The sequence below is a fragment of the Dolichospermum sp. UHCC 0315A genome, from assembly GCF_008121535.1.
Lineage (GTDB): Bacteria > Cyanobacteriota > Cyanobacteriia > Cyanobacteriales > Nostocaceae > Dolichospermum > Dolichospermum lemmermannii.
On the sequence record NZ_CP043056.1, the window covers coordinates 2,896,836 to 2,916,276 of the forward strand.

A 19,441-nucleotide genomic window follows, 5' to 3' on the forward strand; every position below is an offset into this window, starting at 1 on the left:
TGCAGGTTTTTACACGTATCTCGGCTCAATACCCAATACACAAATTTATATTTTAGATAGTCACCTCAAACCTTTACCAATTGGGATACCAGGTGAGTTATATATCTCTGGGGCTGGTTTAGCACGGGGCTACCTCAACCGTCCCGATTTGACTGATGAGAAATTTATCTCTAACCCCTTTAGCAATGAATCTGGTTCTCGCCTCTACAAAACTGGGGACTTAGCACGCTATTTACCAGATGGAAACATCGAATATCTCGGACGTATTGACAACCAAGTAAAGATTCGTGGCTTCCGCATTGAATTAGGCGAAATTGAGGCAGCTCTTTCACAGCATCCAGTAGTGCGAGAAACTGTAGTCATCGCCAGAGAAAACAGTGCAGGTGACAAACAATTAGTAGCTTATCTTGTCCCGCATCAAGAGCCAGCACCCACAAATAGTGACCTACGCCACTTCTTAAAAGCGCAACTGCCCGACTACATGATGCCTAGTGCTTTTGTTGTGCTGGAGGCATTACCACTAACACCCAATGGCAAAGTAGACCGTCGCGCCCTTCCCCAACCTGAATTAAGACCCGAACTGGAACCGACTTTTGTAGCTCCTCGCACTCCGATTGAGGAAATACTAGCTAACATTTGGGGTTGTGTTCTGGGAATTGAACAAGTGGGCATTGACGATAATTTCTTTGAACTCGGTGGACATTCCTTACTAGCAACTCAAGTGATATCGAGGGTACGCAACACCTTAGCAGTGGAATTACCATTACGCAGCCTGTTTGAAACCCCCACAGTAGCCTCCCTTGCTCAACAAGTTGAGAATTCGCTCAATAGCGGACAATCCATACCAGTTCAACCGCTATTACCAATTCCACACTCAGGCAATATTCCATTATCCTTCGCACAAGCAAGGTTGTGGTTCCTTGACCAATTACAGCCAAACAGTGCCTTCTACAATATCCCAACCGCCTTACGTCTGAGCGGTCAACTCAATGTCACTGCTTTAGAAAGCAACATCAACGAAATCATCCGTCGTCATGAAGCCTTACGCACAAACTTCACAACAATAGAAGGTCAACCTATTCAGGTTATAGCCTCAACTCTAGAATTGAAACTGCTGTTTGTAGACTTACAAAATCTGCCGTTTGATGAGCGAGAAGTTGAGGCGCAACGATTAGCCACAAATGAGGCACAGCAACCTTTTGATTTAGAACGAGAGCCTTTAGTGCGAGTGATGGTGCTACAGCTAGGCTCATCTGAGTACGTTTTTCTACTAATAGTACACCACATTATTTTTGATGGGTGGTCAACAGGCGTGTTCATCCGGGAGTTAGCCGCGCTCTACGAAGCCAAATGTACTGGTAAACCTCTAATTTTACCGGAATTACCCGTACAGTACGCTGACTTTGCTGTTTGGCAGCGCCATTGGTTAACTGGGGAGGTACTCGAAACACAGCTTAACTACTGGAAACAACAACTAAAGGATGCTCCTACTTTATTAGAATTACCCACAGACCGACTAAGACCTGCTGTTCAAACTTTCCGGGGGACACACCAATATATAGCACTTTCTCTTGAGTTGAGCGAAGCACTTGCCGAGTTGAGCAAGGGAACAGGAGTCACCCTGTTTATGACGCTATATGCAGCGTTTGTGACATTGCTTTATCGCTATACAGGCTCCGATGACATCGTAATAGGTACGCCTGTGGCTAACCGCACTCCACAGGAAATCGAAGGGCTAATTGGCTTTTTTGTCAATACTTTAGCATTGCGTACCGATCTGTCGGGCAACCCTATTTTTGAGCAATTACTCCGCAGAGTCCGGGAAGTAGCGCTGCAAGCTTACACTCATCAAGACCTTCCCTTCGAGCAGTTGGTAGAGGCATTGCAACCAGAGCGTTCCTTAAGCCACACGCCCCTATTCCAGGTGATGTTCGCGCTCGACGACGCTCTGGTGCCTTCAATGGATCTGCTTGACTTAACTGTAAGTTCGTATTCAGTGGAAAGTGGAACGACCAAGTTTGATTTGACCCTATCAATGGAGAATACTGCTTCTGGATTGATAGGGGAATGGGAATACAATAGCGATCTGTTTGATGCGACTACCATTGAGCGGATGGCAGAACATTTGCAGACATTACTAGAGGGAATCGTTGCTAATCCAGAACAACGAATTTCTGAATTGCCGTTATTGACTCAAACCGAACGCCAGCAGTTGCTCTTTGAGTGGAACAACACCACTACTGAGTATCCCCATGATAAGTGTATCCATCAGTTGTTTGAGGAACAGGTAGAGCGATCGCCCAATGCTATAGCAGTAGTGTTTGAAGACAAACAACTAACTTACCGGGAATTGAATGCAAGAGCTAACCAGTTGGCACATTATCTGCGATCACTGGGTGTAGGGCTAGAAGTGTTGGTGGGGATTTGCGTCGAGCCATCTCTAGAGATGGTCATCGGCATTCTTGGCATTCTCAAAGCAGGAGGGGCTTATGTTCCGCTCGACCCTGCCTATCCTCAAGAGCGGCTTGCCTTCATACTAAAAGATGCGACTGTGCCAGTATTGCTCACACAGTCCCAGTTAGCTGAAGGGTTACCTGCACACTTAGCCCAAGTGGTGTACTTGGATAAAGATTGGAAAGACATTAGCAAGCACAGTCAAGAGAATCTTGCCCAGGATGTGAAAGCAGACAATCTCGCCTATGTTATCTACACCTCTGGCTCAACAGGAAAACCAAAAGGGGTTTGTTGTAATCATACAGGTGTAGTGAATCTCTTAGACGACATTCAAAGCCGCAAGCCAATTTCTATTGGAGATAAATGTAGTTTATGGACTTCTATTAACTTTGATGTTTCAGTTTATGAAATCTTCACGCCTCTCTTATCTGGTGGGTCATTATTGATTCCCTCAGACTATTTAAAGCTGAACAGCGAAGGATTTTTTGGATGGCTATGTACTAACCAGATTCGCAGCGCATATATTCCTCCATTTATGCTCAAGGAGTTGGTTGAGTGGTTGAATCCCTTAGAAGCTAATAAGCTATTCTTGCAAAGATTGCTAGTTGGAGTAGAACCAATTCATGAACAGTTGTTAGTAGAAATTGTAGAAAAACTTCCTGAATTACTAATCACTAACGGGTATGGACCAACTGAGGCTACAGTTTGTGCTACTCTGTATTCTGTTCATCCTCGAATCGAGAGCTACAAAAACACACCAATTGGTAAGCCTGTTCAGAACACACACATTTATATTCTCGATGGCTACCTTCAACCCGTTCCCATCGGTGTTACTGGAGAATTGCATATTGCTGGTGTGGGATTAGCGAGGGGATATCTCAACCGAACCGATTTAACGGAAGCGAAATTTATTCCCAACCCCTTTTGCAACAAACCCAGTTCTCGCCTCTACAAAACTGGGGACTTAGCCCGCTATTTACCAGATGGCAATATTGAATATCTTAGTCGCATTGATAACCAAGTAAAAATACGGGGCTTCCGCATTGAGTTGGGCGAGGTTGAGGCAGTGCTTACACAGCATCCAGTAGTGCGAGAAACTGTAGTCATCGCCAGAGAAAACAGTGCAGGTGACAAACAATTAGTAGCTTATCTTGTCCCGCATCAAGAGCCAGCACCCACAAATAGTGACCTACGCCACTTCTTAAAAGCGCAACTGCCCGACTACATGATGCCTAGTGCTTTTGTTGTGCTGGAGACACTACCACTAACACCCAATGGCAAAGTAGACCGTCGCGCCCTCCCCCAACCTGAATTAAGACCCGAACTGGAACCGACTTTTGTAGCTCCTCAGACTCCTACAGAGGAATTGGTTGCATCCATTTGGGAAAAAGTCTTGCGAGTATCACAAGTGGGTATAAATGATAATTTTTTTGAATTGGGTGGACATTCTTTACTAGCAACTCAACTGCTCTTACAAGTGAATGATGCCTGTCGGGTAGAGTTGCCCTTATCTAAGTTGTTTGAAGATCCTACTGTAGCTAGTCTTTCTAACTACATTGAAGCAATTTCTTGGGTAAACCAAAGTCTTGACACTAGCAACAATACAGTCTCTACCAGAGAAGAAGTGGAATTTTAATGAATACAATTGAGTTTGTTAACTACCTCCGTAGGCTGGATATTAACCTATTTATTGAAGGCGATCACCTTCGTTGCAATGCTCCTGAAGGAACTCTCACCCCCAAGCTAAAATCAGCAATTAGCGATCGCAAAACTGAGATTATCTCGTTTTTACAACAAGCGAATCTTCAAACTAATATTACTGCGATCGCTCCTATATCCAGAACAGAGAACAATACTTTTCCTCTCTCGTTTGCCCAACAACGTCTTTGGTTTGTCAACCAACTACAGCCTCACAGCCCCTCCTATAATATGCCGTTTAGCTTGCAGTTTAGGGGTCAACTCAATATTGCCGCCTTAGAGTCAAGCTTGCAATTACTCATCAATCGCCACGAAATCTTCCGCACTAACTTTATTACCGTAAATGGAGAACCCCTTGGGGCGATTGCTGCCACTAGAGATTTTACATTGCCAGTCATAGATTTGCGTCCTCTACCAGCAAGTGAACAGGAGCTAGAGTATCAGAAATTAGCTTCAGATGCAGCTAAGTATGTATTTGATCTCGCTCAAGATCCTCTACTGCGGACACAGCTAGTCCAGCTTACCCCAACAGAAAGTGTTCTACTACTAACAATTCACCACATTATCTTTGATGCTTGGTCTGTCAATATCTTTTTGAAGGAGTTAACCACAGCTTACTCTGCTTATGTGGAGCATCATACGCCAAATTTACCAGAAATACACCTTCAGTATGTAGACTTTGCTGTGTGGCAACAGCAGTGGTTACAAGGAGAAGTTCTAGAGTCTCAACTCGCTTACTGGCAGCAAAAACTAGCTCTAATGCCAACTTTGTTAGAATTGCCAAGCGATCGCCCCCGAACAGCGGTACAATCCTTTTGCGGAGCCACGCAAGTTTTTAGCATTGAGCAAAACATTAGTGATGCACTCGTAAGTTTGAGTCAGCAGCAGGGAGTCACACTTTTTATGCTGCTACTCACAGCATTTAAAATATTACTCTATCGCTACACCAACCAGTCAGATATCGTTGTTGGCACTCCAGTTGCTAATCGTCAGCACTCTCAAATCCAAGGAATGATTGGTTTTTTTGTCAATAATTTGGTTCTACGCACTGATTTATCAGACAACCCTACATTTCTCCAGTTATTACAACAAGTTAAAAAAGTAGTAATAGAAGCTTACGATCATCAAAACCTGCCTTTTGAGAAGTTAGTAGAAGCACTGCACCCAGAGCGTAACTTAAGCTACACACCCTTGTTTCAAATAGATTTTGCTTTGGAACATGAGTCAGTATCTACTATTACCCTCAAAGATTTAACAATTAATATATCTGATGCTGGAGTAAATCATACTGCTAAGTTTGATTTAGGCTTATCTTTGCAGAAAACCGAGCAGGGTTTAACAGGGGCATTTGAATACAGTACAGACCTATTTGATGCAGCGACTATTACCCGTATGGTACAGCATTGGCAAACGCTGTTAGCAGGTATTGTCGGGAATCCAGAACAAAAGCTATCAAATTTACCAATTTTGAGTGCGATTGAGCAACACAAGTTATTAGTGGAGTGGAATAAAACCCAACTTAACTATCCTCACAATCTATGTATTCATCAATTATTTGAAGCGCAAGTAGAACAAACACCAGACGCAGTAGCAGTCATCTTTAAAGACGAGCAGTTAACCTACCGAGAACTAAATGCCAAAGCTAACCAATTAGCGCACTATTTACAAACACTAGGCGTGAAACCAGAAACTTTAGTGGGTATCTGTGTAGAACGTTCTCTAGAGATGATAGTAGGAATCTTGGGTATCCTGAAAGCTGGAGGCGCATACGTTCCGCTTGACCCAATGTATCCTCAAGAACGCTTGGCTTTTATGTTAGAAGACTCGGCTGTGCCAGTGCTGCTGACTCAACAACGGTTAGTTGACAAGCTGCCCAAGCATGAAGCACAGGTAGTTTGTCTGGATACACAATGGGAGGCGATCTCCGAATACAGTGAGAAAAATATTGGTGATACCGTAAATACCCAGAACTTAGCTTATGTCATTTATACATCCGGCTCGACTGGAAAACCAAAGGGAGTAACCATCCCACATCTGTCTGTTGTAAATTATATCACTGCCGTCAATATTGAATATGGGATAAAGAAGTGCGATAGCTTCGCTGCTGCGGGGAGCGCAGATCGCATTTTACAATTCTCCTCGATCAGTTTTGATGTTAGTGCTGAAGAAATCTATACCAGCTTGACATCAGGTGCAACCCTTGTCTTGCGTACTGATTCCATGCTGGACTCAGTTGGTATATTTTTGCAGAAGTGCAGGGATTGGAAATTAACTGTTCTAGTACTACCGACAGCCTACTGGCATGAACTAACCCTTTTCTTGAGTCAAGAAAAGTTTACCCTCCCTCTGTCATTACGATTGGTAATTATTGGTGGAGAAAAAGCCCTAATCGAACGATTGCAAACTTGGTTGGAGTATGTGGGACAACGAGTGAGTCTGGTGAATAATTACGGACCGACCGAAGCTACTATAGGAGCCACAATATACGATTTATCAGCAGCAAAAACAGCATCAGCAGCATTGCCGATTGGTCGTCCGATTCGGAATGTTCAAACCTACGTATTAGATCGGTCTTTGCAACCTGTACCGATTGGCATTCCAGGAGAATTATACATTGGTGGAGATGGACTAGCAAGAGGCTACTTAAACCAACCTGATTTAACTGAAGAAAAATTTATTCCCAACCCTTTTAGCAATGAACCTGGTTCTCGCCTCTATAAAACAGGGGATAAGGCACGTTATCTACCAGATGGTAATATCGAATTTATTGGTCGTATTGATAACCAAGTAAAAATACGTGGCTTCCGCATCGAACTGGGAGAAGTTGAAGCACTATTAGCACAACACCCGAATGTACTCCAAGCAGTAGTCATTTGCCGAGAAGACACACCAGGCAACAAGCGCCTCGTCGCTTATGTCGTCTCTAACCTCATCCTAGAGCGCATCCCCTATCACAGTGAATGCCAACTAGAAATAGACGGTAACTCCATCAAACTCCACACAGAAAATATCTCCAATGGCGCTGTTGATCTAGTGGGTATGCCAACGCCAACTACTATTACTGAAGGTCAACACGTCCGCCTGCATCTGCTGCTGCCTGGAGAGAGCGAACCGCGTTGGCTTTCTGGGACAGTAGCGTGGTTGCGTCCACCACAGGTCGAGGTTAGTTTTAATCTTACATTTTCCGAACAGGCTAAAGTTGACCAAAGTATAACCTATCAGTTGGACACTCAAGGCTTGTGGAAAACTTTACAGCGCACACTCAGCGGTTCCCTGCGCGACTACTTAAAACAAAAGCTACCCGATCATCTGCTGCCAAGCAGTTTTGTACTAATGAAAGCACTACCCCTAACTCCAAACGGGAAAATAAACCATCGCGCCTTACCCCCACTGGAGAGTTTCGACAAGGAAGGAGAAGATAATTTTGTCTCACCGCGCACCCCTACTGAAACAAAACTGGCTGCTATCTGGGCTGAACTCTTGGGATTAAAAAAAGTGGGAATCAATGATAATTTCTTTGAACTGGGAGGACATTCACTGCAAGCTATTTCACTGGTATCTAAGCTTTCAGTAGAGATGAACCTTAAAGTTTCAGTCAAGCTTTTATTTAGTTACCCCACTATAGCTGAATTAGCACAAGTGCTTTGGAAGTTGTCTACCCAAAATACATCTTTTACTCCAGAAAAACCCCAAGCGAAAATTGAGGGAACTATGACCGCATCTTTTACCAAAACTACAGACATATCTCCGTTTTTCCAACTAGAACAGCGCTCCTTATTGTCCTTGTTTGCAGTAGGAAAAATAGCACCAATTGACTCAGCCGCTCTGGGTTATCTTTTTCTCTCCCCACTAAAAGGAACTAGCGTAACTCGCAATGAAATCCTTCAAAATTGGTTTGACAACCTGCCGATGTGGGATACTGTGATGGAGACTAAATGGGGTCGAATAGCAGGCTTAACCCTGCCTATATTCGAGGATGAACTATACAGCGACCCACAGAAACTCGTACAAATGACTGTTGAAGCTTTAGAAATGGCAGGGCGACTCGGTGCTAAAACTGTTTCTTTAACAGGTTTGATTCCCTCTGCAACAGATTACGGTCGTGCCATTCTCAAAGCTGTTGAGGGACGTACCGACTTACCAAAAATCACTACAGGACACGCTACAACCTGCTCTGCTGTTGTGTTGACGATTAAGAAAATTTTACTCTTTAGCAACCGTTCTTTAGAGCAGGAGAAAGTAGCATTCATCGGTTTAGGTTCGATTGGTCTTAATACCCTGCGCTTGATGTTAAAATGCTTGCCGCATCCATCGAACATTATCCTATGCGATGTTTACAGTAAACTGGAATCAATTCAAAATATTCAACGCGAACTCATCAGCGATTTAGGTTTTCGAGGTTCTATCCAAATAGCGACATCAACATCAGAACTTCCGCCGGAAATCTACGACGCTACTTTAATAATTGGCGCTACCAACGTACCAGACATCCTCGACATCGAACGGGTGAAACCTGGTACTTTAATTGTCGATGATTCTGGCCCACACTGCTTCTCCCCAGAACAGGCAATTAAGCGCTTTGAGAAACAGAAAGATATTCTCTTTACCGAAGGAGGAGTTCTTCTAGCACCTCAGCAGATAGAAACGGTCATCCATCTACCCGAATGGATAAAAAATAACCTGAATGAAGCTTTATGGAAAGAATATGTGCCAACCAATTCCCAACACATAATGGGTTGCGTTCTGTCCAGTCTGCTCTCAACTCGATTTGACTATATGGAACCCACTGTAGGATTACTGAATCTAGAAACTTGCGTGCAGCATTATCAAGGTTTAGAACAGTTGGGCTTTCAGTCCGCCGACTTGCATTGTGAAGGCTATGTGTTGCCAGTCGAGCCGAAATAAACGCCAAATAGCAGAAATTTTCATTGACAAATTTAAGTAGGTGAACGGAAAAAAACCGAAATATGTAACGAAAAGTAAAATCGGCCAAACCCTCTTCACTCTTGCCTCTTGCCTAGTGCCATAACGACAATTTTCAATGCTAACCTACTTAAAATAGTATGAATAAGCTTCTTAAGCTTCGACCCTTTACAGGTGGAATCGGTGTTTTTCTGATCGTTTGGTTCGGACAACTGGTATCCCTAACCGGGTCCGGTCTGACTAGCTTTGCATTGGGAGTGTGGGTTTACCAGCGTACAGGTTCAGCCACCCAATTCTCTCTGATTTTGTTATCTGCCATGCTACCCTGTATCCTGATTTCTCCGGTAGCTGGTGCATTGGTAGACCGTTGGAATCGGCGCTGGTGCATGATTGTTTCTGACTCTGGTGCGGGCATAACTACAGCTGTGCTGGCCCTATTACTCGCTACCGGAAGCCTGGAAATTTGGCACATCTACCTAGCCGTTAGTCTCAGTTCTGTCTTCAAAGCCTTTCAGTTGCCAGCTTACACTGCTTCCACATCAATGCTTATCCCAAAGAAATACCTGCCGCGTGCTAGCTGCGTAGTTCGGTCAGGAGAAGCCTGCGCCCAGCTAATCTCGCCTCTACTGGGAGGAGTCTTGCTAGGAATTGTAAAGCTTCAAGGTGTCATCCTAATTGACCTTGTTACCTTCCTGTTTGCCCTCACAACTCTGTTACTCGTTCGCTTTCCTAACACTAAGACGGCTGCGGTTTCAGAAGATGGAAAAGCTTCTATCTGGCAAGACGTGGTTTATGGCTGGACTTACATTGCCGTTCGCCCCGGACTGTTAGTGCTGCTGATTTTATTCGCGCTGGACAACTTTGTTACGGGAGTGGTTGAGGTTTTGCTCACACCCTTGGTACTAACATTCGCTTCAGTTACAGAACTCGGAACCATTCAATCCATTGGCGGTGTGGGGATGGTGCTGGGCAGTATGGCGATGACTATTTGGGGAGGACCCAGATCGCTGATCTGTGGCATTTTTGCTTTCGATCTTTTCGCTCATATGATCATCTTAGCATTTGGTTTACGCACTTCTTTGCCACTCTTCGCCCTACTCAATTTCTTGTTTTTCTTCAGCATGCCAATCATCAATGGCTGTTGCGACGCGATCTTCCTCCGAAAAGTGGCTCCCGAAGTTCAGGGCAGGGTCTTTGCTACAATTAAAATGATTTGGATGTCATGTATCCCGCTAGCTTATGTTGTTGCTGGCCCTCTAGCAGAGCGAATTTTCGAGCCTTTAATGGCGAAGAACGGTCTATTGGCAGGAAGCATCGGAGAAATCATTGGAGTAGGGCCAGGTCGCGGTATTGGTCTGCTATTTATTACGATGGAAATTATAGCCATACTTGTAACTGTTGTAGCTTACCGATATCCTCGCTTGTGGTTTATTGAAGACGAATTGCCTGATGTCATTTAGGAATGAGGATTAAATAAAGTGCAACTCTTGATGGATGTAAGGATCGTGGATTAAATAACCTTTAGGGTCAAGTTCAATGGCTTTTTGGTAAGCAGCAACAGCCTAGACCATTGTAAACTGTAGCAAATTTAGGGGTAGAAACAGCTTGATAATTTCTACCCCTAACTATCCATATATTACTGTTTGTCCAAGTCTTCAATAAGTTGATCAACAAATTTCCTTAACCGTTGCTGCTGTGTTAGGGACGGTTTTAATTTTTTCTCTGACTCCAGGTAAAACCTTAAATTGCAAGGGTGATTTATCGTAGGCTACTTGATTTTGTGGTTTAAATTTAATCCGAGGCATTGCCAAATCCTAATATATCTGATATACTAGATATCATAGCACAACAATAATTGCGTGATTTCTAGACAGGCTGATAAATGGTTTATTTCTGTTAAATACGAGATTGAAAAACCTCCTATACTTGCAGACAGACAGACCATTGGCGTTGACATAGGAATTAAGGAGTTAGCAGTTTGCAGTAATGGTGAAGTATTCGAGAATCCTAAAGCCTACCGCCATAAGAGTAAACGCATGAAACGTTTACAGCGTAGCGTTAGCAGAAAACTAAAGGGGTCTAATAATCGCAAAAAAGCTGTGAGAAAATTGGCTAAATTACACGCCAAAGTTTCTAATATTCGCAAGGATTCTATTCACAAATTAACCTACTATCTAGCTAAAAACCACAGCATAATTAAGATAGAAGATTTGCACGTTAAGACATTTTTGAAGAACCACAAATTAGCGGGTGCAATTGCAGATTGTGGGATGTATGAATTTAAAAGGCAATTAGAGTACAAAACTGAGAAATTCGGGAGTGAATTAATCCTTGTGGATAGGTTCTTCCCTAGTTCTCATATCTGCTCTAATTGCGGTAATCATCGTCATAAAATGCCATTAAAAAACCGCGTTTATATTTGTCCTGATTGTGGCTATAAAGCTGACATCCCTGTCTCATAGCTCAAGTCCGTTAAAACGGACTCATAAATTTTCCGAGTGTTTAGAGGATGTTTGAAAAGTTTTGAATGTATAAATTGACCCCTCTCCAAACCTCTCCCCGCGTCGGGGAGAGGCTTTGAAAATCCCATTCCCTGGTAGGGAAGGGGGCAGGGGGGTTAGGTTTTTGGAGATTATGGGTTTTCTCGTTAAGTTAACACCAATGAAGCTCTTGCTTTACCCCTACCGATGGAATCGAATAATTAAACGCAATCTACAAAGATTTTTAGCTACCTTGTCAGTCGTTAAAAGTTAAAGCTTGTCCGCGAATTTGCGTATTTAGCTGACCTTGATTATAAACAATTTCACCACCGACAATTGTTGTTACAGGCCAACCTGTTAAATTCCAACCTTCAAAAGAACTCCAACCACACTTGCTGACAACTTCTTCCCGTTTAACTTCATGGTAATTTTTTAAATCTACCAACACTAAATCAGCATCATAACCGGGAGTAATTTCTCCCTTATTGGCAATACCATAAGCTACCGCGACCGCTTTAGACATCCATTGCACAACTTGGGCAACAGTACATTTTCCATCCATAGCAGCGGTTAACATTAAAGGTAAAGAAGTTTCTACACCGGGCATTCCTGAAGGGGTATTTGGGTAAGTTTGGGCTTTTTCCTCCAGAGTGTGGGGGGCGTGGTCAGTGGCAATAAAGTCAATAATACCATCACGTAGGGCTTGCCAGAGAACTTCATTATCATGGGGCGATCGCAATGGTGGATTCATTTGCGCTAAACTACCAATAGTTGCATAAGCATTAGTATTCAAAAGTAAATGCTGTGGTGTTACCTCTGCCGTCACCCAACTTGGTTTATCCTCACGCAGTAACTCCGCTTCCTCTGCGGTTGACATATGCAGAATATGTAACCGGCGTTGATATTTTTTAGAAAGTTTTAATGCCAATTGGGTAGCCAATAATGCCGCTTGATTATCTTGAATTTGGGAATGAACAGCCATATCTGTAATCCCCGCAAACTCCTGTTTTCGTTGCTTAATTCTGGCTTGATCTTCCGCATGAACAGCAATTAAACGGCTTCCTTGGGCAAAAATCGCCTCTAGAGAGTCTTCCTGACTCACCAACAAATCTCCGTGCATTGACCCCATGAAAATCTTAATTCCCGGTGTTGGCTGGGCAGAAAGTAAATCTGGTAAATTATCCGCCGTAGCCCCAATAAAAAAGCCATAATTAACTAAGCACTTCTGGGCTGCCCGTTGTAACTTATCATCTAAAGCTGATTGAGTAATGGTTAAAGGTCTTGTATTCGGCATTTCTAGAAAGGAAGTAACTCCCCCTTTAGCGCAAGCACAACTGGCAGTAAACAAGTCTTCCTTGTATTCTAGTCCTGGTTCACGGAAATGCACCTGGGGGTCAATCACACCAGGCAACAAAGTTAAACCTTGTGCGTCAATCTCACGGGTAGGTCTGGCATTAGTGATTTCTTGTCCTACTTGGGTTATGTGCCTTCCTTCTATCAACACATCCCCAATCATTGACTCACCATTGGGTAAAATAATTTCAGCGTGACGAATCAGTAAACTTTGTGGATTTGACATGGATTTAAGATTTTTCGGGATAAAGGAACTATTTATGGATGATAGATAACTTTTTCTTTAAGGTAAACTTAATTGGCACGAAGAACCTTTAATTTTGGTTTTGTGTTAAAAAATGTTTATCATCAAGTAAGCTAAAAACCTGAATGTTTGTAGCTGACAACAGAAAAGCACTAGATTTTTTTACTTTATTTAACTGTCATCTGCTCCATCTGGTTAAGATTAATAATATCAAGTCTATCTGTCTGAGTTCAATACTAGTCTCCTAACATACTTCAACAATTTCATGCAAAATCAAGCGTCTGATAAAAACTCTAGTCAAGAACCTGATAATTCCTGGATAGTAGAGCTAGGTAAAACGATGATCTTGAGTATCTTTCTGGCTCTAGGAATTCGTACCTTTGTTGCCGAAGCCCGTTGGATTCCTACTGGTTCTATGGAACCAACCCTCCATGGTGTCAAAGACCAGTGGCTGGCAGACAAGATTATTGTTGATAAAGTGAAATATAAATTTGCTAACCCCGAACGGGGAGATATAGTCGTATTTTTACCGCCACAAGAAATCCAGAATAATCCTGAACGGGAAGCATTTATTAAAAGAGTAATTGGTTTACCTGGGGAAAAAGTAGAACTCAGAAAAGGGAAAGTATATATAAATAGCCAGCCTCTACCGGAAAATGTTTACCTATCCTCTTCTGTGCGGACTTTTGTTGAAGCTTGCAATAGTAGCGGACTCCAACCTCCTTTTTTGGCTAAACCGGAAATTATTCCCGCAAATTCTTACTTAATGCTCGGTGATAATCGTCCTAATAGTTATGATGGGCGTTGTTGGGGTGTTGTTCCCCGAAAAAATATGATTGGTCGGGCTGTAGTTCGTTTTTGGCCACTTGATAGAATGGGTGCAATTGATAAAGCTCCTGCTTATTCATCTCCAAAACCATGAAATGATGCCATATCTAGCCAAGATTTTGCTATATCCAATTAAGTCGCTAGATGGTATAGAAGTAGAAAAGGCGACTATTCTCGACCGTGGCGCACTTGAGTATGACCGGGAATTTGCATTTTTTGACGCAGAAAATAAGTTTGTCAATGGTAATAGGATCGAAATATCTTATTTCTGAATAACCACCGTACCCGCAACTAACATTTGTAAGGGATGCACCCAGTGAGGATAAATTAGGCTATTCATGGTAAACACACCGATTAGTAGCTGGTAATTGATAGCGAAGCGTGGCGTTAGCCATACTCCTACCTCTCACGAAAAGACTTTTTCAGCAAGCCCTACATAAGTACCTCATCACACCGGAATGTGGGCTGTAACTACTATTGTAACCTCTGCATGAGGGTTTTTGCTTGTTGACTGATTGCTTGCCAATTTTTCTGTAACACTGATGCTTGCGGAAATAATTCGCTACTCAACCCTACGGCTACCGCACCAACTTGCAAAAAATCTTTGGCATTTTCTAATGTCACCCCACCAGTAGGTATTAAGGGAATATGCCCAAGAGGTCCTTGTAAACTTTTGATATAGCTAGTTCCTCCCACTGATTGCACGGGAAACACCTTCACACAACTTGCTCCATAATTCCAAGCGGTAATAATTTCTGTCGGTGTCAATGCACCGGGAATAATCGGAATATTTTTGGCTACTGCGGCTTGAATCATTTTGGGATCAGTGTGGGGACTGAAGAGAAATTGCGCCCCACAAGCGATCGCATCTTCTAACTGTTGGACATTAAATAACGTTCCTGTCCCAATCATACAGTTAGGTAATTTGGCGCGGAGTTGGGAAATTAATTCGGGTGCATGATCGCTATTCCAGGTAATTTCAATTAACTGCATTCCCCCAGATGCTACAGCTATGGCCATTTGCTCACCCCATACCATTTTTGGGGCGCGAATCACCGCGATCGCTCGGTGTATTTTTAACTGTGATAACCAAACTTGATTAGACATTTTTACTGTGACTTGTAACCAAGAGGTCAAAAACCTCAAATATAAACATAACCTAGGAACAGGATCAAAACATTCCATCTTGCTGATTCACCGAAAATTATCAGGAGAATGCCGGAAACTTAAAACTTAGGAACGCAAATTTAGCCCTGAGACTGTCAAAGTGGTGTAACGTGGTGAACAATGGAGTAGCTGTATCTTTAGTCATGTAAATTTATGCCCAGAACTCCGAGCGAATATGCTGTCTTCCTGCTCTTAGACAATGGACATCGGGAAGAAGTGCGCTTTCCTACTATTCAAGAATTTCAAAAGTGGTATAGCGGTGAGCTTGTGCCAAAGTCAGCTTCTCATGATTTTATTAGCGTACCGATTAAAAATATTCAGGGAGAATATATGGTGGTACGTCCGTCTAAGATTGCAGGGATTCGAGTAGAACCAATTTTTAATTCCAGTATTGAAAGATAAAAATGAGAAAAAACCTTACTTTGCTTGCTTTAAGTCTGGGAATTGCCTTGATAAATCCACTTTCGTCAGTTGTCGCTCAAGCTCCTAATTCACAGCCAGTTACAATCCCAGTCACGCCTGAAGTACCACCAGCAGTATTACCAGCCCTCGAACCTATTAATTTAGAAACTGTTTGTACGCCCCAAAATTGCCTGGGTTTGGACGAACAACTTTGGGGTAAACAAGGTGATAAACAAGCATTGCTAAGTTCTATAGATAACAGTTTGCGCTATTTGGCAACCAATAAAGCGATCGCTATCTATCAAACTTACCCAATTAAGGGAATTACCCTCGATCGGGTGCAGCGGAGTTTGCTACGCTTTCGACAACTGGTTGTTAGTTCTCAGTCAGCGGCAGAATTACAAGCTGCTGTGCGCCGGGAGTTTGTCTTTTACCAGTCTGTAGGCAACGATGGTAAGGGGACTGTTAAGTTCACTGCTTATTATGAGCCTGTGTATACTGCCAGCCGTGTCAGGACTTCTTTGTACAAATATCCTCTTTATCGTCTGCCCGCAGATTTTCAAAACTGGCCAAAACCCCATCCCAAACGGATTGATTTGGAAGGCAAAAATGGATTACTAGGGGATAAAAGCAAGTTACGAGGGTTAGAAATTCTCTGGTTTAGCAATCGTCTAGATCCATACATGGTTCATATCCAAGGTTCTGCCCAAATTAAATTAACCAATGGACGCAGAACATCCGTTGGTTATGCTGGAGGAACTGATTATGCTTGGACTTCCATTGGTAAAGAACTGGCAAAAGATGGCAAACTACCACTTAGTGGTTTAACTATGCCTAAATTAATTACTTATTTTCGCCAACATCCCAAGGAGTTAAGTAATTATTTACCCCGTTGGGAAAGATTTGTTTTCTTTGCAGAAACTAACGGTACACCAGCGACGGGTAGTATTCTTGTTCCTGTCACTGCGGAACGTTCCATTGCTACAGATAAATCTCTCATGCCACCGGGTGCATTAGCCCTAATTATCAATTCTTTTCCCTATCCTACTAATGGTGGCAAACTGGAATCTCGTCTAGTTAACCGTTTTGTCTTAGATCAGGATACAGGTAGTGCAATTAAAGGCCCAGGAAGAGTTGATTATTTCATGGGTTCTGGTGAATTAGCAGGCGATCGCGCTGGTATTGCCGGCGGTAATGGTTTACTATTCTATTTATTACTAAAAGAATAGGTAATTGGTAATTGGTAATTGGTAATTGGTAATTGGTAATTGGTAATTGGTAATTGATTATTACTCCCCAATCCCTAGTCCCCAGTTCCCAGTCCTTAATAAGGTGGATAACCAAATTCATCGTCATCCGCATAGACATAAGAACTAGTAACACCAGAAGTTTCTACTTTAGAAGCCTCTGGTTTAATCACTTCCTTACCAAATTCTTTGTATTCTTCAAAAGTCTTACAAATAATTGCTGACTCAGGAGAGTCTGAGGCAATCATATAATCGGTTAAAGTTGAAACTGTGGGATGTTTATAATCTACAGTTGAAGCCACCAAAGCTGTATTAGGTTGTATGCCTCTTTCTTCATCTTCAATTATTGGGCAATAAATTCCATGAGCATGAAATAGAGGACCTTTGGGAGTCACTGGTTTCTTTTGAAAACCAGCATAAGCTTTTTCTAATTCTCCAGCAAAACCGCCAGTAATTCGTCCTTGTTGATATTCAGCATAATTTTTCCCAAAACTAGCACCGGCTGAACCACTCAGAGTTAATTGCAGAGGTGATTGATGTAAAAACTTTTTATCTTCACCTACTAAAAAAATCAAATGGCGAGTAAAAGTTTTAAATTTAAGTTTATCTGCCAAAAAGTCATCTTTATAATCTTTGTACGTACCTAGTCTAATCTTGGTTTCTCGGTCTTGAACAGATAATGGACCACGACGGATTATAACTATTCTAGGCGTAGTAGTAATAAATACTGTATCTACTTCTCCAGATTTAAACTCATGCTCTATCTCCTGCCAATTATCATCTGGTTGAAAACCAACAGCCTGAGCATTATCCAGCTTAATTGCTAAACCATAGCTTTGTAAACCATCCTTACCATAGCGAGGATTGATCATTTGACACCAAGGGACTACTTGGGACGGTGGGGCATTAAATTTTTCGTCTTCAAAGTCGAACTGAGCAGATGCTTTCATGATTTTAGAATATCAGTGTGTTTAATTTAATAAGTCTATCGTTTGTACCATATTTTGTACCATCTATCTCCGGTATCAGGCACTTTGTGAATTAGATTGTAACAATTTCCGTTTAAATCCATTAATTCATCCCTTCTTATCTGCGTTTATCTGCGTTTATCTGCGTTCAATTATTCTTAATCTCCTACTCTATTTGATATTAGGGCAATTCATCAATTACCCTAACAACTTATCTCAACTACAATGCACCAGCCGCAGTTTTATCAAGAACACCATTACTTAAATGCCCAGTAATATTCATCGCTTGCAGAACTGGATAACCTTGAATCCCATCAGGATAATCAATGACACTCACAGCACCATTACCTTGACGGAAGTTCCAGAAATTCTCGTTAGATAAACCGAGAATATGGCATAACAAGGTTTTATTAGTGGCATCATGGGCGACGACCAATCCTAGTTGTAATTGCTGCGATTGGGCATTTTCAACTATAGTATTCCAATCAGTAACACTGCGTTCTTTGACCTGTTCTAAATTTTCCCCTTCTGGCATTTGCACATTGGCGGGAATTGTGCGCCAACTTTCTAATTCACCAGGAAATTCTTGCTCAATTTCTGATTCAAATTTGCCTTCCCAAAGTCCATGACTAATTTCTCTTAAACCAGCAAATAGTTCTAATTTCAAACTAGCATGATATTTTAAGATAATTTCCGCTGTTTCCTTGGGACGGGACATGGTACTGCTAACAGCAAAATCAATATTTACGTCTTTGAGAAATTCTGCGGCTTTTGCAGCTTGGTTTCTACCATGATCATTGAGGGGAATATCAATTTGTCCTTGAAATTTGCCTTGACGATTCCATTCTGTTTCCCCGTGACGCACTAATAATAATCTTACGCCTTCGTGACCAGGACGCAAGGAAGGGAAAGTTTCACCCAAATGTTGGGTTTGATTCATGGATTCTAACTGCACTGGTTCACCCAAACCACCAGCAAAATTCAAGATACTAATTCCGCAGTTAGATTGTTGTAAACAATGGTAGCGACTGGGGGAAATTCCCAAGGCTGTGCTAATTAAGGCACGATTGATGCCATTATGACCCACAATCAGGATAGTTTCGCCTTGGTGTTGGGGGAGAACCTCTTGCCAAAACTGTTTGGCTTGAGCGTATAAAGCCAGAACTGGGAAATGTTCTCTAGTCCCGGAATCTTCATTGACAACCATGCGAAACTCGTGGGGACGTTCTTTCCAAGTGCGGTAATCTTCAGTAAAGTTTTCTTTGACTTCACTTGTAGTCATTCCTACCCACAGAGGTAAATCAACTTCTACTAAGTTTTCATCAATTTGAATCACAGGAGATTGTGTAGCTAATTGACTGCGGATAATTTCCGCTGTGGATTTTGCTCGCTGGAGGGGACTACTATAAATAGCTTGAAAGGAAATACTACTGAGGGCTTTACCTGCTTGACTAGCATCATTTTGACCTTTTGCAGTTAATGATGAGGCATCAGTTCGCCCTTGAATACGTTTTTCTATATTGTAGGTACTTTGACCATGACGCACGATGATCACACGGGTCATTTTTTTTCTTTCCTCTATGCAAAGCCCTAATTTTACTGCAAAATGTACTCCTTGGACGATTCTGCTCTGTTGCTGATAGGATTTAAAATACAGAATTAACAATTAATACACGC

12 protein-coding genes and 1 pseudogene are annotated in these 19,441 nt (G+C 42.3%); 8 read left to right on the forward strand and 5 right to left on the reverse strand.

Annotation, left to right across the window (positions count from 1 at the left end; translation table 11 throughout):
- Window positions 1–148: 148 nt before the first annotated feature.
- The 3 genes from BMF77_RS14085 to BMF77_RS14095 all read left to right on the forward strand — a co-directional run bounded on the left by BMF77_RS14085 (window position 149) and on the right by BMF77_RS14095 (window position 10,535).
- Window positions 149–4,090 (forward strand): amino acid adenylation domain-containing protein, encoded by a 3,942-nt coding sequence (locus tag BMF77_RS14085; protein ID WP_371735111.1) that lies wholly within the window; start codon window positions 149–151, stop codon window positions 4,088–4,090.
- Entirely contained in the window at window positions 4,090–9,057 is a 4,968-nt protein-coding gene (locus BMF77_RS14090; protein ID WP_148763609.1) for a non-ribosomal peptide synthetase, read from the forward strand. Before BMF77_RS14085 ends, BMF77_RS14090 begins: the two co-directional genes overlap by 1 nt.
- A gap of 158 nt (window positions 9,058–9,215) precedes the next feature.
- Window positions 9,216–10,535: an MFS transporter gene (locus tag BMF77_RS14095; protein WP_168204436.1), complete on the forward strand. Its 1,320-nt coding sequence runs from the start codon at window positions 9,216–9,218 to the stop codon at window positions 10,533–10,535.
- A 207-nt stretch (window positions 10,536–10,742) separates the two neighbouring features.
- Here BMF77_RS14095 and BMF77_RS26745 read toward each other — a convergent pair whose 3' ends face one another.
- The gene (locus BMF77_RS26745) at window positions 10,743–10,880 is read right to left on the reverse strand and encodes a hypothetical protein (protein WP_168204358.1); all 138 of its coding nucleotides are present in this window, start codon (window positions 10,878–10,880) and stop codon (window positions 10,743–10,745) included.
- A 54-nt stretch (window positions 10,881–10,934) separates the two neighbouring features.
- Here BMF77_RS26745 and BMF77_RS14100 point away from each other — a divergent pair, with 54 nt between their 5' ends.
- Window positions 10,935–11,537 (forward strand): transposase, encoded by a 603-nt coding sequence (locus tag BMF77_RS14100; RefSeq protein ID WP_246862922.1) that lies wholly within the window; start codon window positions 10,935–10,937, stop codon window positions 11,535–11,537.
- A 274-nt stretch (window positions 11,538–11,811) separates the two neighbouring features.
- On the opposite strand, the gene BMF77_RS14105 is transcribed toward BMF77_RS14100, so the two are convergent.
- Window positions 11,812–13,134 (reverse strand): dihydroorotase, encoded by a 1,323-nt coding sequence (locus BMF77_RS14105; protein ID WP_148763611.1) that lies wholly within the window; start codon window positions 13,132–13,134, stop codon window positions 11,812–11,814.
- Between the two features lie 283 nt (window positions 13,135–13,417).
- On the opposite strand from BMF77_RS14105, the gene lepB reads away from it, so the two are divergent.
- Together lepB and BMF77_RS14115 are read left to right on the forward strand one after the other, a co-directional pair.
- Window positions 13,418–14,074 (forward strand): signal peptidase I, encoded by a 657-nt coding sequence (gene lepB / locus BMF77_RS14110; RefSeq protein ID WP_148763613.1) that lies wholly within the window; start codon window positions 13,418–13,420, stop codon window positions 14,072–14,074.
- A 4-nt stretch (window positions 14,075–14,078) separates the two neighbouring features.
- Window positions 14,079–14,231: pseudogene (locus BMF77_RS14115) on the forward strand (MOSC N-terminal beta barrel domain-containing protein); the annotation flags it as partial.
- 223 nt (window positions 14,232–14,454) lie between these two features.
- On the opposite strand, the gene BMF77_RS14120 reads toward BMF77_RS14115, so the two are convergent.
- Complete coding sequence (locus BMF77_RS14120; protein WP_148763615.1) at window positions 14,455–15,087, reverse strand: bifunctional 4-hydroxy-2-oxoglutarate aldolase/2-dehydro-3-deoxy-phosphogluconate aldolase; 633 nt, start codon at window positions 15,085–15,087, stop codon at window positions 14,455–14,457.
- 213 nt (window positions 15,088–15,300) lie between these two features.
- On the opposite strand from BMF77_RS14120, the gene BMF77_RS14125 reads away from it, so the two are divergent.
- Complete coding sequence (locus BMF77_RS14125; protein WP_015078072.1) at window positions 15,301–15,549, forward strand: hypothetical protein; 249 nt, start codon at window positions 15,301–15,303, stop codon at window positions 15,547–15,549.
- Between the two features lie 2 nt (window positions 15,550–15,551).
- The gene (locus BMF77_RS14130; RefSeq protein ID WP_148763617.1) at window positions 15,552–16,778 is read left to right on the forward strand and encodes a murein transglycosylase A; all 1,227 of its coding nucleotides are present in this window, start codon (window positions 15,552–15,554) and stop codon (window positions 16,776–16,778) included.
- 95 nt (window positions 16,779–16,873) lie between these two features.
- Here the strand turns inward: BMF77_RS14130 and BMF77_RS14135 are convergent, their stop codons facing one another.
- Window positions 16,874–17,746, reverse strand: coding sequence for a DUF5895 domain-containing protein (locus BMF77_RS14135; protein WP_148763619.1), 873 nt, complete (start codon window positions 17,744–17,746; stop codon window positions 16,874–16,876).
- Between the two features lie 238 nt (window positions 17,747–17,984).
- Window positions 17,985–19,328, reverse strand: coding sequence for a histidine phosphatase family protein (locus tag BMF77_RS14140; protein WP_148763620.1), 1,344 nt, complete (start codon window positions 19,326–19,328; stop codon window positions 17,985–17,987).
- Between the last annotated feature and the right edge of the window lie 113 nt (window positions 19,329–19,441).